Source organism: Streptomyces sp. NPDC088124, assembly GCF_040685895.1.
Lineage (GTDB): Bacteria > Actinomycetota > Actinomycetes > Streptomycetales > Streptomycetaceae > Streptomyces.
The window spans coordinates 19,577-31,972 of the sequence record NZ_JBFBJB010000053.1; the positions used below are offsets into that span (position 1 = coordinate 19,577).

13 protein-coding genes are annotated in these 12,396 nt (G+C 71.8%); 6 read left to right on the top strand and 7 right to left on the bottom strand.

Features of this window, described 5'->3' with window-relative positions; translation table 11 throughout:
• The first annotated feature begins 59 nt into the window (after window positions 1–59).
• From AB0P17_RS33120 to AB0P17_RS33135, 4 genes are read left to right on the top strand one after another with little or no spacing between them, the layout of a single operon-like run.
• Window positions 60–479: a roadblock/LC7 domain-containing protein gene (locus tag AB0P17_RS33120; RefSeq protein WP_365816799.1), complete on the top strand. Its 420-nt coding sequence runs from the start codon at window positions 60–62 to the stop codon at window positions 477–479.
• Entirely contained in the window at window positions 476–832 is a 357-nt protein-coding gene (locus AB0P17_RS33125; protein WP_365816801.1) for a DUF742 domain-containing protein, read from the top strand. Before AB0P17_RS33120 ends, AB0P17_RS33125 begins: the two co-directional genes overlap by 4 nt.
• Entirely contained in the window at window positions 813–1,427 is a 615-nt protein-coding gene (locus AB0P17_RS33130; protein WP_365816803.1) for an ATP/GTP-binding protein, read from the top strand. Before AB0P17_RS33125 ends, AB0P17_RS33130 begins: the two co-directional genes overlap by 20 nt.
• Window positions 1,424–2,692 (top strand): cytochrome P450, encoded by a 1,269-nt coding sequence (locus AB0P17_RS33135; RefSeq protein WP_365816805.1) that lies wholly within the window; start codon window positions 1,424–1,426, stop codon window positions 2,690–2,692. The genes AB0P17_RS33130 and AB0P17_RS33135 overlap by 4 nt, the downstream gene beginning before the upstream one ends.
• Window positions 2,693–2,864: 172 nt before the next feature.
• On the opposite strand, the gene AB0P17_RS33140 is transcribed toward AB0P17_RS33135, so the two are convergent.
• Together AB0P17_RS33140 and AB0P17_RS33145 are read right to left on the bottom strand one after the other, a co-directional pair.
• Window positions 2,865–4,088: a cytochrome P450 gene (locus AB0P17_RS33140; protein ID WP_365816807.1), complete on the bottom strand. Its 1,224-nt coding sequence runs from the start codon at window positions 4,086–4,088 to the stop codon at window positions 2,865–2,867.
• Between the two features lie 105 nt (window positions 4,089–4,193).
• Window positions 4,194–4,862, bottom strand: coding sequence for a DedA family protein (locus AB0P17_RS33145; RefSeq protein WP_365816809.1), 669 nt, complete (start codon window positions 4,860–4,862; stop codon window positions 4,194–4,196).
• A gap of 271 nt (window positions 4,863–5,133) precedes the next feature.
• Between AB0P17_RS33145 and AB0P17_RS33150 the strand changes: the two genes are divergently transcribed.
• Window positions 5,134–6,255, top strand: a complete 1,122-nt coding sequence (locus AB0P17_RS33150; protein ID WP_365816811.1) for a hypothetical protein — start codon at window positions 5,134–5,136, stop codon at window positions 6,253–6,255.
• Window positions 6,256–6,379: 124 nt separating this feature from the next.
• Here the strand turns inward: AB0P17_RS33150 and AB0P17_RS33155 are convergent, their stop codons facing one another.
• The 3 genes from AB0P17_RS33155 to tuf are packed head-to-tail and all read right to left on the bottom strand — an operon-like array spanning window position 6,380 to window position 9,157.
• Window positions 6,380–7,033 (bottom strand): class I SAM-dependent methyltransferase, encoded by a 654-nt coding sequence (locus AB0P17_RS33155; RefSeq protein WP_365816813.1) that lies wholly within the window; start codon window positions 7,031–7,033, stop codon window positions 6,380–6,382.
• 28 nt (window positions 7,034–7,061) lie between these two features.
• Complete coding sequence (locus tag AB0P17_RS33160; protein ID WP_365816815.1) at window positions 7,062–7,922, bottom strand: fused MFS/spermidine synthase; 861 nt, start codon at window positions 7,920–7,922, stop codon at window positions 7,062–7,064.
• Between the two features lie 56 nt (window positions 7,923–7,978).
• The gene (tuf, locus tag AB0P17_RS33165; RefSeq protein WP_365816817.1) at window positions 7,979–9,157 is read right to left on the bottom strand and encodes an elongation factor Tu; all 1,179 of its coding nucleotides are present in this window, start codon (window positions 9,155–9,157) and stop codon (window positions 7,979–7,981) included.
• Window positions 9,158–9,554: 397 nt separating this feature from the next.
• Here tuf and AB0P17_RS33170 point away from each other — a divergent pair, with 397 nt between their 5' ends.
• Window positions 9,555–10,277: a TVP38/TMEM64 family protein gene (locus AB0P17_RS33170; RefSeq protein WP_365816820.1), complete on the top strand. Its 723-nt coding sequence runs from the start codon at window positions 9,555–9,557 to the stop codon at window positions 10,275–10,277.
• A gap of 21 nt (window positions 10,278–10,298) precedes the next feature.
• Here the strand turns inward: AB0P17_RS33170 and AB0P17_RS33175 are convergent, their stop codons facing one another.
• On the bottom strand, window positions 10,299–11,378 hold the full coding sequence (locus AB0P17_RS33175; RefSeq protein WP_365816822.1) for an enoyl-CoA hydratase/isomerase family protein: 1,080 nt from the start codon (window positions 11,376–11,378) through the stop codon (window positions 10,299–10,301).
• A gap of 24 nt (window positions 11,379–11,402) precedes the next feature.
• Window positions 11,403–12,395 carry a methylmalonyl Co-A mutase-associated GTPase MeaB gene (gene meaB, locus AB0P17_RS33180; protein WP_365816824.1) on the bottom strand — a complete coding sequence of 331 codons (993 nt, stop codon included), beginning with the start codon at window positions 12,393–12,395 and terminating at the stop codon, window positions 11,403–11,405.
• Window position 12,396 lies beyond the last annotated feature (1 nt).

Consider the following 12,396-nt stretch of genomic DNA (forward strand, 5'->3'; position numbering starts at 1 on the left):
TCGGAGGCACGGACGGGCAGGTGACCGGAAGACCGGATCCCTCTCGTCCCACGCACACCATGCAGACCACAGACAACAGCCTGACCTGGCTCCTCGAGAACCTGTTGGAGCGCACCCCCGGCACCCGGCATGCCCTCGTGCTCTCCCGCGACGGACTGAAGCTCTGCTGGAGCCGTCACCTCACCCTCGACCAGGCCGACCAGTTGTCCGCCATCTGCTCCGGCATCCAGGCGCTCGCGCAGGGCGCCTCGGTGGAGTTCGGCAGCGGCAGCGGCGGCGTACGCCACTCGATGACGGAGTTCCACGGCGGGCTCCTGTTCATCGTCGAGGCCGGCGACGGAGCGCACCTGGCGGTCGTCGCCGAGGACGGCGCCGACCCCGGTGTGGTGGGCCATCAGATGAGCGAGCTGGTCGAACAGATCGGTGAGCATCTGCGGGCGGAACCGCGCACACCCGCCCAGGGCAGCGCGCACTCATGATCAGGCGGCCCGTCGACACCGGGGACCCCGACCGGCTGTACACCGTCACCGGTGGCCGCAGCCGGGCCGACGACGACACGTTCGACCTGGTCACCCTGATCGTCAGCGAGTGCCAACCGACCGCGGGGATGCAGTCGGAGCACGTGCGGATCCTGGAGCTGTGCCGCCATCCCATGGCCCTCGTCGAGATCTCCGCCGACCTGCGGCTGCCCGTGACGGTGGTACGGATCCTCCTCGGCGATCTCCTCGCGACGGGCCGCATCACCGCCAGACACCCGCGCACGGCGCGCTCCGCCGACCTTCCCGACTCCGCTCTCCTGAAGGAGGTGCTCCTTGGACTCCGCAACCTCTGAGCTGCCGGCGCGTACCCCGCTGAGCGACGCCGCAGAGACCGGCCTGAAGATCGTCATCGTGGGCGGCTTCGGCGTCGGCAAGACCACCCTGGTCCGCTCCGTCAGCGAGATAAGACCGCTCAACACCGAAGAGGTCATGACGCAGGCCGGGGTCGGCGTCGACGAGACCGCCGGGCTGACCACGAAGACGACCACGACCGTCGCCTTCGACTTCGGCCGCATCAGCCTCAACGACCGCATGGTGCTCTACTTGTTCGGGGCACCGGGCCAGGAGCGGTTCTGGTTCCTGTGGGACCGGCTCTTCTCCGGCACGCTGGGCGCGGTCGTTCTGGTCGACACCCGGCGGATGAGCGAGTCCTGGTACGCCATCGACCGGCTCGAACACCACCGGACTCCCTTCGTGGTGGCCGTCAACCGGTTCGACGACGACGCCTCGGCGTTCTCGCTGGACGAGATCCGCCAGGCCCTCTCGCTGCCGGAGCACGTGCCGCTGATCGACTGCGACGCGCGGGTCCGCTCCTCCGGCAAGAACGTCCTGATCACCCTCGTGGACCACCTCTACGAACTGGCCATGGCCCGGGAGATGACACCATGACCGACCCCGCAGGACCTGTCGAGGGACAGGCCCCGCCACCCGGCTGCCCCGCGCACGCGGGCGGCGCCGTACGGCTGGGCGGCCTCGAATACCAGCAGACGCCGTCCCAGCTCTACCGTGCCCTGCGCACGGAGCACGGCGCGGTCGCGCCCATCCTGCTCGACGGCGACATCCCCGCCTGGCTGGTGCTCGGCTACGCCGAGGTCTCCTACGTCACCGGCCACGACGAGCTGTTCGCCCGGGACTCACGCCGCTGGAACCAGTGGCCGAACATCCCCGCCGACTGGCCGCTCATGCCGTTCGTCGGCTACCAGCCCTCGCTGCTGTTCACCGAGGGCGCCGAGCACCAGCGGCGCGCCGGAGTGATCACGGAGGCGCTGGAGGCGGTGGACCAGTTCGAACTCGCCCACACCTGCCGGGCGATCGCCGAGGGGCTCATCGACGCGTTCGCCGGCAGCGGCCAGGCCGAGCTGATGGCCTCGTACGCGCACGCGCTGCCGATGCGCGCGGTGGTCCAGCTCTGCGGGATGCCCGTCGGCGGCGTGGACACCGAGGATCTCGTACGGGACCTGCGGATCTCGCTGGACGCCCCCGAGGACGACGACCCGGTCGCGGCCTACCTGCGGGTGCAGGACCGCATGGAGCGGCTCGTCAAGGAGAAGCGGAACAGCCCCGGCACCGATGTCACGTCGCGGATGCTGGCCCACCCGGCCGGGCTGACGGACGAGGAGGTCGTCCAGGACCTGATCACCGTCATCGCCGCGGCGCAGCAGCCGACGGCCAACTGGATCTGCAACTCGCTGCGGCTGCTGCTGACCGACGACCGGTTCGCGCTGAACGTGTCGGGTGGCCGGCTCAGTGTCGGGCAGGCGCTCAACGAGGTGCTGTGGCTGGACACCCCGACACAGAACTTCGTCGGCCGGTGGGCGGTGCGGGACACGCAGCTCGCCGGGCGGCAGATCAAGGCGGGCGACTGTCTGGTCCTCGGCTTCGCGGCGGCCAACACCGATCCGCAGATCTGGCCCGAGGGGCATGTCGGGGCGGAGAACTCGGCGCACCTCTCGTTCAGCAACGGTGAGCACCGCTGCCTCTACCCGGGGCCGCTGCTCGCGGACGTCATCGCCCGTACGGCGGTCGAGACGCTGCTGGAGCGGCTGCCGGACGTGGTGCTGGCCGTGGAGCCGCACGAGCTGACCTGGCGGCCGTCGGTCTGGATGCGCGGGCTGACCGCGCTGCCGGTGAGCTTCACGCCGGTGGTGCAGTAACCGACCGCGCGGGGCGACGGCTTGTGCCGTACGGACCGATGCGCGGGTACGTACCGATGCGTCGGTACGTACCCGCGCACGGGTAGGTACCGACGCGTGCGTGCCCGCTGCCGACGCGCGGGTACGTTTCGGCCGCCGGGCCCGGGAGTTCCGGGCCCGGCGGGCGCCGTCATCAGCCGACCGGTGTGAACTCCACCGGCAGGGACTGCGGTCCCCGGGTGAACACCCCCTGCTCGACCGGGTCGAAGCCCTCCGCCAGCCGGATGTCCGGCATGGCGTCGAGGAGTTGGTTGATCCCGGTCTCGACCTCCGCTTTGGCGAGCAGCGCCCCGACACAGAAGTGCCGGCCGAGGGCGAAGGCGAGATGGTCGGCCGCGGCGGAGAACGCGGTGGTGGCGGTCAGGTCGTCGCGGAAGATGTCGAAGGAGTCCGGCTCCCGGTAGCGCGAGCCGTCGCGGTTGGCCGCTCCGATCAGGCAGGTCACCGTCGAGCCGGCGGGGACGGTGCCGCCGCTCAGCTCCACGTCCGCGGCCGTCTGCCGCATGATCATGTGCACGGGCGGGGTGAACCGGAGCGTCTCCGCGAAGGCCCGGTCGATCAGCGTACGGTCGCGCTGTACGGCGGCGAGCTGCTCGGGGTGGAGCAGGAGGTTCGCGAAGATGCTGGCGATCGCCTTGTCGGTGGTCTCGCCGCCGGCGGCGAGCAGCAGGCTGCAGAACGCCTTGATGTCCTCGTCGCTCATCCGTACGCCGTCGACCTCGGCGGCGCAGAGGGTGGAGAGGAGGTCGTCCCCGAGGTGGTCGCGCCGCTCCCGGATGATCGGCAGCATGTACTCCGCGAACTCGACCCGGGTCCGCTCACCGGCCGCCGCCACCTCGGGGTCGCCCGAGAGGTTGCCCAGGAAGGCGATGACCGCGGTGTACCAGCCGTGGAAACGGCCGTGGTCGGCCTTGTCGAGGCCCAGCATGTCGGCGATGACGTTGACGGGGAAGCGGGTGGCGTACGCCTCCACCAGATCGACGGAGCCGGTGTGCCGGAAGGTGTCGATCAGTTCACGGGAGTTGCGTTCGATGACGGGCTGGAACTTGTCCCGCAGATCACCGCCGCGGAAGGCCGGCGCGACCAGGGCGCGGCGTACGGCGTGCTCCCGCCCGCTGAGCTGCAGGATCGTCTTGCCGTGTACGGGTTCCAGCTGCCAGTCGTAGTTGTCGGTGGTGAACACCGACTCCTTGTCCTTGAAGGCCCGTTCGACGTCGTCGTACCGCGAGATGATGTAGCTCTTCGTGGCTTCGTGCCAGATGAGCGGCGCGCTCTCCCGCATCGTCCGGTAGGCGGGGTACGGGTTCTCCGCGAATTCCGGCGACAGTATGTCGGGGATCTGCTCTGCGGTGGCCATGGCACTCCCTCTGTAGGTACCGCCCGATCGGTAACGGGCGGCACCTCAAGGGTATTGATCATTGGCCAACAGAAACAGGCCAGCTCCTGGCCGTTGGGGGGCAGGTCAGTCCGCGACGGGTACGGTGTCCGGCTCGGCCGACGCCGCGGCCCTGGCCTGCCGTGCCTGCTCGCCGGCCTTCTTGGCGCGGCTCTTCAGGACGAGCATGGAGGTGATTCCGATGAGGACGGCGAGCACGAGTCCCAGCCAGGAGAAGCGCTTGAGCCACGCCTCGGCGACGACGCCCACGGAGTAGACGACGGCGGTCGTGCCGCCCGCCCACACGATGCCGCCCAGCACGTTGGCGATCAGGAACTTCCAGTACGGCATGCGCAGGACACCCGCGAGCGGTCCGGCGAAGATCCGGAGCAGGGCGACGAAGCGGCCGAAGAAGACCGCCCACATGCCCCACTTCTCGAACGACCGCTCCGCCATCGCGATCTGGTCCTCGCCGAAGTGCTTGGGGAATCGCGCACCGAGCCAGGCGAGCAGGGGCCTGCCGCCCTTGCGTCCGATGGCGTAGCCGATCGAGTCACCGATGATCGCGCCGGCCGTGGCGCAGGCCCCGAGGATGTACGGGTCGATCTCGCCGTGCTGGGAGGCCAGCAGCGCGGAGCTGACGAGAACGATCTCGCCGGGCAACGGGATGCCGAGGCTCTCCAGCCCGATGACCACCCCGACCAGGATGTAAATACTGACCGCGGGGATGGTCTCCAGCCACTCCTGGACGTGCAACAGCGGTTCCTCCTGTGCGTCACTGGTTCCGTGGGCCGAGCGCCGTGTGCCGGATTCCCGGGTTCCCCGTGCCGGCGCGCGCGGCGCGCGCCGCGCGGGCGCACGCGGCGCAGCCTACCCGGGGTGACGGCCACGGGAAATTCGGGGCGCCCACCGCCTGGCCGCGACCGCGGCATCACCCGTGACATTACTCACGAGTAGGGCAGCTTCACCAACCCCTGACAAGGCGGACGTAGCAGCCCCGCCGGGTCCCCCTCTATCGTTACTGGCCATGTGGCAAGGACAGCAGCCGCCCGGGGGCGAGCAGAACCCGCAGGACCAGAATCCCAATCCGTACCAGCAGCCGGGGTACCAGCAGCAGAACCCGTACCAGCAGCCGGGATACTCGCAGCAGCCGGGGTACGGCTATCCGCAGCAGCCGGGGGCCGAACAGCAGCCCGGGTACCAGCAGCCCGGATATCAGCAGCCGGGGTACCAGCAGCCCAACCCGTACCAGCAGCAGCCGACGGTGCCGACGCAGTACGCCGTGGCCGGGACGCCCGGCGGTCCCGGGCCCTCGGGCGACGACAAGAAGAAGACCACGATCGTGGCGGTCGTCGCGGCCTCGGTGGTCGTGATCGCCGCCGCGGGCACGGCCTTCTTCGTACTGGGCAAGGATGACGGTTCGAGCGACAAGGCGGCGGACCCGAAGGCGTCCACGTCGGCCTCGGCGTCCGGTTCCGACGAGCCGAGCACGGCGGCCTCACAGGAGAACCCGCGCAACGGCGCGGCCGCCGAGCCGCAGATCGAGGGCTGGAAGGTCGTGACCAACCCCAAGCACGGGACGCAGTTCGACGTTCCCGCCGACTGGGAGGTCTCGAAGCCGGGGATCATCGCCGGTTTCGAGGATGTCGAGAAGGGTGACGGCTCGCCCGCGATCTCCTTCTCCGCGCCGGCCTACTTCAAGTCGGAGTGGTGCTCGCAGGACACGAACAAGGACGGCAAGCTGGAGTACAGCAGCCTGGCGGGCACCGGCACCAAGGGCGCGAGGGGCGCCACGGACACGGCGACGGCCTCGCAGAACGAGGCGGGCAGCTGGGTGTGGGCCGCGTACGCGCAGCACGAGCCGAAGTCCACGCTGAAGCAGAAGATCAAGGTCGGCAAGCCCGAGGCGTTCACCACCACGACGGGGCTCAAGGGCCACTTCACGACGGCCGAGAGCACGGGCCTCGACCTGAAGAACAAGTGCGACACCGACGGCAAGGCGATCGCCTTCACGTTCACCAACGCCAAGGGCGACTACGCGACGTGGGTCCTGTACGCGAACAAGGGCGTGCCGGACGAACTGTCCGAGGCGACGATGAAGAAGATCATGGGTACGGTCCGCCTCGCGGGGGCGTCCCCGGAGTCCTGACCGGATCCACCGGCCGGTACCGCCGGCCGCCGACCGGGAGCCGGACGCCCCGGCCCCGGCCGGCGGCCTCCGTCCGGCGGCCGGCGGCCTCCGTCCGGCGGCTGGACCTCCGTACGCGGGCGGACTAGCCGTCGGCGGGCCGGTGCGCCAGGAGGTACGCCTGGGGGACCTTTTCGTCGCCGCTGGGCTCGCGCACCAGGCGGGCGTCCATCGTGAAGCCGGCCTTCTCCAGCCCCTCGGTGACCCGGTCGGGCGAGAGCCGGTGGAAGTCCAGGGACACGGTGTGGCCGAACGCCTCGGTGAAGCGCAGTGGTGCGTCGCCGACCTGGAAGGCGAGCAGGAGGTGTCCGCCCGGGGCCAGCACCCGGTGGAACTCCGCGAACACCTCGGGATGCGACTCCGGCGGGACATGGATGACGGAGTACCAGGCGAGAAGGCCCCTGAGGGAGCCGTCCGGGAGGTCCAGCGCGGTCATCGTCCCCTCGTCGAAGCGCAGCTCCGGGTGGTTGCGCCGGGCCAGCGCCACCATCGCCGGGGACAGGTCGATCCCGGAGAGGCGCACCCCGAGGGAGTGCAGGAACCCGGTCACCCGGCCCGCCCCGCTCCCCACCTCGACGACGGGGCCGCCCCCAGCACTCTTCATCAGCTCGGCGAAGGCCGTGAGCATGGCTGTGCCCAGCGGACCGTCCGCCAGCATGGTGGGGAACATCTCGGCGTAGTCGCCGGAGATCTTGTCGTAACCCTCGCGGGTGTCACGCAGAAAGGTGGCTTCCGTCATGACGAGGACAGTAGCCGCGGCCCGCGGGTCAGCCCACGGAAAACGCGCCATCCGGCGGCCGCGGCGAGGGGACCGCGCCGTCGTCCCGTACCGGTGCCGCGTTCCCCGTGAACCGGCGGAGCGACGCGCCGTGTTCGACCCGGGCGGGGAAGGCGTCCGCGGCGGTGCGGCGGGCCAGGGACGCCGTGTCGAGCGGGCGGTGCGAGGCCACCAGCACGGCGTTGCCGAAGCGCCGCCCGCGCAGCACGGGCGGTTCCGCGATCAGGGCCAGCTCCGCGAAGGCCGTGGCGAATGTGGCCAGTTGTGATCGGAGGAAGGCGAACGGGGCGCCGTCCGCGAGGTTCGCCGCGTAGACCCCGTCGGCGCGCAGTACCCGCGCGGCCTCCCGCGCATACTCGACGGAGGTGAGGTGTGCGGGGATCCGCGAGCCGCCGAAGACATCGGCGATCAGGACGTCCACGGAGCGGTCGGGCGCCGCTTCGAGGAAGCGCCGGGCGTCCGCAGTGTGGGCGGTGATCCCCGCGTCCGCCGGTATCGGCAGCTCCTGCTCGACCAGCGCCAGCAGCGCCGCGTCGGCCTCCACCACGGACTGCGCGGAGCCGGGCCGGGTCACGGCGACGTAGCGGGGCAGGGTGAGGGCGCCGCCGCCGAGGTGGAGCACCGTGAGCGGCGCGGGAGGCTCCGCCCACCCGGCGGACGCCGCGCAGTCGACGACATGGGCGAGGCGCCGTACGTACTCGAACTCCAGGTGCGCCGGCTCGTCCAGGTCGACGTACGACTGGGGCGCGCCGTCGACCGTCAGCAGCCAGGCCCGCGCCCGGTCCACGTCGGGCAGGAGCCTGGCGGTGCCATGGTCGACGGCGCGGATGACGGGGATCGACTCGTTCACCGTCCCATTGTGCGCCGCCCCGGGGACCCGGTGCCGGGTCCCCGGGGCGGCCGTGATCACAGCAGGGTGGTGACCGTGCCCGCGCCGACCGTACGGCCGCCCTCGCGGATCGCGAAGCCGAGCCCCGGCTCCAGCGGGATGTCACGGCCCAGCTCCACGGTCACGGTGACCGTGTCCCCGGGGCGCGCCACGCCCGCCTCGCCCAGGTCGATGTCGCCGACGACGTCCGCCGTACGGATGTAGAACTGCGGCCGGTAACCGCTGCTCACCGGTGTGGTCCTGCCGCCTTCCTTCGTGGACAGGACGTACACCCGCGCCGTGAAGCGCCTGCTGGGGACGACGCTCTCCGGCGCCGTGACGACATGGCCCCGGCGGACCGCGTCGCGCGGCATGCCGCGCAGCAGCAGCGCGACGTTGTCGCCGGCCTCGGCGGACTCCATCGGCTTGCCGAAGGTCTCCAGACCGGTGACGGTGGTGGGCTGCGGTCCGATGGCGGCGCCGAGCACCTCCACCCGGTCGCCGACTCGCACCGTGCCGCGCTCGACGGCGCCGGTGACGACCGTGCCGCGCCCGGTGATGGTGAGGACGTTCTCCACCGGGAGCAGGAACGGCGCGTCCGTGTACCTGACCGGCATCGGCACATACGTGTCGACCGCGTCGAGCAGCGCCTCCACGGCGGCGGTCCACCGTGGCTCGCCCGCCAGCGCGCCGAGCGCGGAGACCCGTACGACGGGCGCCGCGTCGCCGCCATAGCCGTGCTCGGTGAGCAGCTCGCGGACCTCCAGCTCGACCAGGTCGGTCAGCTCGTCGTCCCCGAGGTCGGCCTTGGTGAGGGCGACGACGATGTGGTTGACGCCGACCTGCCGGGCGAGCAGGACGTGCTCGGCGGTCTGCGGCATGATCCCTTCGAGCGCGGACACGACGAGGATCGCCCCGTCGAGCTGGGCCGCGCCGGTGACCATGTTCTTGATGTAGTCGGCGTGGCCGGGCATGTCGACGTGCGCGTAGTGCCGGGTGTCGGTCTCGTACTCGACGTGCGCGATGTTGATGGTGATCCCCCGCGCGGCCTCCTCGGGCGCCCGGTCGATCCGGTCGAAGGGCACGAAGGTGCCGGTCCCGCGGTCGCTGAGGACCTTGGTGATGGCGGCGGTCAAGGTGGTCTTGCCGTGGTCGACGTGGCCCATGGTGCCGATGTTGACGTGCGGCTTGGTGCGCACGTATGCCGTCTTGGGCATTGGTTCCTGCCTGGACTCGAAGCGTGAGCGGGACCCCTGGGCCTTGCCGACCCTCCCCCTGCGGGGTCCGCCGGACGTTCCGGGAAGGGTCAGCTTCGGGCGCCGCCGAGGGGCGCCGGGACTGCGGCCGCTGCCGCCGCGAGCGGCGCCGCCGTCAGGTGCGCGGCAGCCTTCGGCGCGTCCGCGACTGCGGACGGCGCTGCGAGGAAGGCGTACCGGAACATGCCGCCGATCCTGTCCCATGCCCGGCGCCACGTCGAATGGTTTTCCGCGGGCGGCCAGTTGGCGTGCTCTGGGGGGTGCGCTCGGAGAGCGGGGCACGCCCGACCGATGAGATCGGGTACGACGTGCGCCACACTTTACGTCGCTCCTCCATCGGGTCGGTTAGTCTCCCCGGATGCTCGACACCGTCCCCCGGTCTGCCCCGGACCAAGGTCCCGCTGTCGTTGTCCGCCGTTCCAGGATGCTGCTCTCGCCCTGGTTCCGTTTCGCCGTGCTGATCGCCGTGCTGGGCGCGGCGGCCACCGTGGTGCTGCTGTACGAGCCACAGCGGCTGCTCGCGGACGGCTGGCCCGAACAGCTGCGCGGGGGCACGGCCGTGGTGCTGTTCGCCGTGGCGTACGGGCTGTGCGCCACCGCGTTCGTCCCGCGCCCGCTGCTCAATCTCGCCGCGGGCGCGCTCTTCGGCTCGGCGTTCGGCCTGGCGGCGGCGCTCGGGGGGACGGTGCTGGCGGCGGGGGCGTCCTTCGCGCTCGGCCGGCTCCTCGGCCAGGACGCGCTGCGGCCGCTGCTGCGGGGCCGCTGGCTGAAGGCGGCGGACGGGCAGCTCAGCGGGCACGGCTTCCGGTCGATGCTGGCCATCCGGCTCTTCCCCGGGGTGCCGTTCGCCGTGGCGAACTACTGCGCGGCGGTCTCCCGGATGCGGGCGTCGTCGTTCCTGCTGGCGACGGCCGTCGGATCGGTCCCGAACACGGCGGCGTACGTGATCGCGGGCAGCCGGGCGACCTCGCCGACCTCACCGGCGTTCCTGCTGGCGACCGGGTTCATCGTGGTCACGGCGGTGGGCGCGGGCGTGCTCGCCTGGCGGGAGCGGCACCGCCTCCCGGGACGCCGCCCCTAGAAGTCCTTGTTCGGACAGGCCCTAGAGGTGCGCCGTTCCCTCGGCGAGCCCGAGGTCGCCGCCGGGCGGCGGGGCCGCGAAGCGTGCCACGTCCGCCTCGGTGACCTCCGCGAGTTCCTCCGGCGACCAGCGCGGGGCGCGGTCCTTGTCGATGACCCGGGCGCGGATCCCCTCCACCAGATCGGGGTGGGCGAGCGCGGCGCACGAGGCGCGGTAGGCGCGGTCGAGTGTCTCCTCCAGTGTGCTCGGCGGCCCGTCCCGGCGTATCGCGGCGAGGGTCGCCTTCAGGGCCGTCGGTGAGCGGGAGAGCAGGGTCTGCGCGGTGTCCTTCGCCGCGGGTACCCCGCTGTCCAGCAGCCGTCCGACGATCTCCGGGACCGAGCCGGCCGCGTAACAGGCGTCGATCCACGGACGGTCCTCGGCGAGCCGGCCCCCGGGAGGCGTGGCCGCGTACCGCAGGACCGTCTCCCGTACGTCCGCCGCGTCCCGTACCGCGGGCGCGGCCAGGGCGTCGCACAGCGCGGTCAGCCGCTCGGCGGGGACGAAGTGGTCCGCGAGCCCGCACAGCAGCGCGTCGGCCGCGCCCACCGTGTTCCCGGTGAGGGCGAGGTGGGTGCCGAGTTCGCCGGGCGCGCGGGCCAGCAGGTAGGTTCCGCCGACGTCGGGGACGAGGCCGATGGCGGTCTCCGGCATGGCGACGGCGGACCGCTCGGTGACGATCCGCACCGCGGCGTGGCCGGAGAGACCGACGCCGCCGCCCATCACGATGCCGTCCATGAGGGCGACGAAGGGGATCGGGCAGTGTGCGATACGGGAGTTGAGCCGGTACTCGTCGCGCCAGAAGGCGGGCGTGGCGGTGCCGCCGGCGCGGGCGTCCTCGTGGATGGCACGGATGTCGCCGCCCGCGCAGAGCCCGCGCTCCCCCGCGCCGGAGAGGATCACGGCCGTCACGCTCGCGTCGCGCTCCCACCGGTCCAGGGCGGCGGTGATGGTCAGCACCATGGGGTGGGTCAGGGCGTTGAGGGCGCGTGGGCGGTTCAGCGTGATGCGGGCGGTGGCTCCCGCCCGGCCGAGGAGCACCGGTTCGTCGTCGTTGACCATGCCACCCAGTATCGGGCACGGCAGTTACGGCCCGGCCAGCGCCTCGATGATCCGTTCGGCGGCGAGCGTCGCCGTCAGCGTGCCCTCCCGTACCTGCCGTTCCAGCGCGGGCGCCACCTCCCGTACGCCCGGGTGCTCGCGCAGCCGGTCCAGGAGGTGGTCGCGGACCATCGTCCAGGCCCAGTCGACCTGCTGGTCGCTGCGCTTGCGCGTGAGGCGGCCGTCGGCCTCCAGGACCCGGCGGTGCTGTTCGAGCCGTTCCCACACCAGGTCGAGCCCGGTCCCCTCGCGGGCGCTGCAATGGAGCACCGGGGGTGTCCAGGCCGCGTCCACCGGGTGCATCAGCCGCAGCGCGCCCGTGAGTTCCCGCGCCGCGGAGCGCGCGTCGCGTTCGTGCGGGCCGTCGGCCTTGTTGACGGCGATGACATCGGCCAGTTCCAGGACGCCCTTCTTGATGCCCTGGAGCTGGTCGCCGGTGCGCGCGAGGGTGAGCAGCAGGAAGGAGTCGACCATGTCGGCGACCGCCGTCTCCGACTGTCCCACGCCCACGGTCTCGACAAGGACGACGTCGTACCCCGCCGCCTCCATCACGACGATGGTCTCCCGGGTCGCCTTGGCGACCCCGCCCAGCGTGCCCGCCGTGGGCGAGGGCCGGACGAACGCGGCCGGGTCCGCCGCCAGCCGCTCCATCCGGGTCTTGTCGCCCAGGATGGAGCCGCCGGTCCGGCTGGAGGACGGATCGACGGCGAGGACGGCGACCCGGTGACCGAGGCCGGTGAGCAGGGTGCCGAGCGCGTCGATGAAGGTCGACTTGCCGACCCCGGGCACCCCGCTGACCCCGATCCGGCGGGCCCGCCCCGAGTGCGGCAGCAGCTCGGTCAGCAGCCGCTGGGCGAGTGCGCGGTGGTCGGCCCTGGTGGACTCCACCAGGGTGACGGCACGGGCGATGTACGAACGGGAGCCGTCCAGGACGCCCTTGACGTAGGTGTCGATGTCGATCTCGCTGCGGGGCGCCACG

What these genes read in the sequence shown, in the direction of transcription:
- AB0P17_RS33175 (WP_365816822.1), bottom strand. Translation starts at nt 11,378, where the DNA reads ATGGTCAACGACGACGAACCGGTGCTCCTCGGCCGGGCGGGAGCCACC.
- AB0P17_RS33170 (WP_365816820.1), top strand. Translation starts at nt 9,555, where the DNA reads ATGCTCGACACCGTCCCCCGGTCTGCCCCGGACCAAGGTCCCGCTGTC.
- AB0P17_RS33140 (WP_365816807.1), bottom strand. Translation starts at nt 4,088, where the DNA reads ATGGCCACCGCAGAGCAGATCCCCGACATACTGTCGCCGGAATTCGCG.
- AB0P17_RS33120 (WP_365816799.1), top strand. Translation starts at nt 60, where the DNA reads ATGCAGACCACAGACAACAGCCTGACCTGGCTCCTCGAGAACCTGTTG.
- AB0P17_RS33150 (WP_365816811.1), top strand. Translation starts at nt 5,134, where the DNA reads ATGTGGCAAGGACAGCAGCCGCCCGGGGGCGAGCAGAACCCGCAGGAC.
- tuf (WP_365816817.1), bottom strand. Translation starts at nt 9,157, where the DNA reads ATGCCCAAGACGGCATACGTGCGCACCAAGCCGCACGTCAACATCGGC.
- AB0P17_RS33135 (WP_365816805.1), top strand. Translation starts at nt 1,424, where the DNA reads ATGACCGACCCCGCAGGACCTGTCGAGGGACAGGCCCCGCCACCCGGC.
- AB0P17_RS33155 (WP_365816813.1), bottom strand. Translation starts at nt 7,033, where the DNA reads ATGACGGAAGCCACCTTTCTGCGTGACACCCGCGAGGGTTACGACAAG.
- AB0P17_RS33125 (WP_365816801.1), top strand. Translation starts at nt 476, where the DNA reads ATGATCAGGCGGCCCGTCGACACCGGGGACCCCGACCGGCTGTACACC.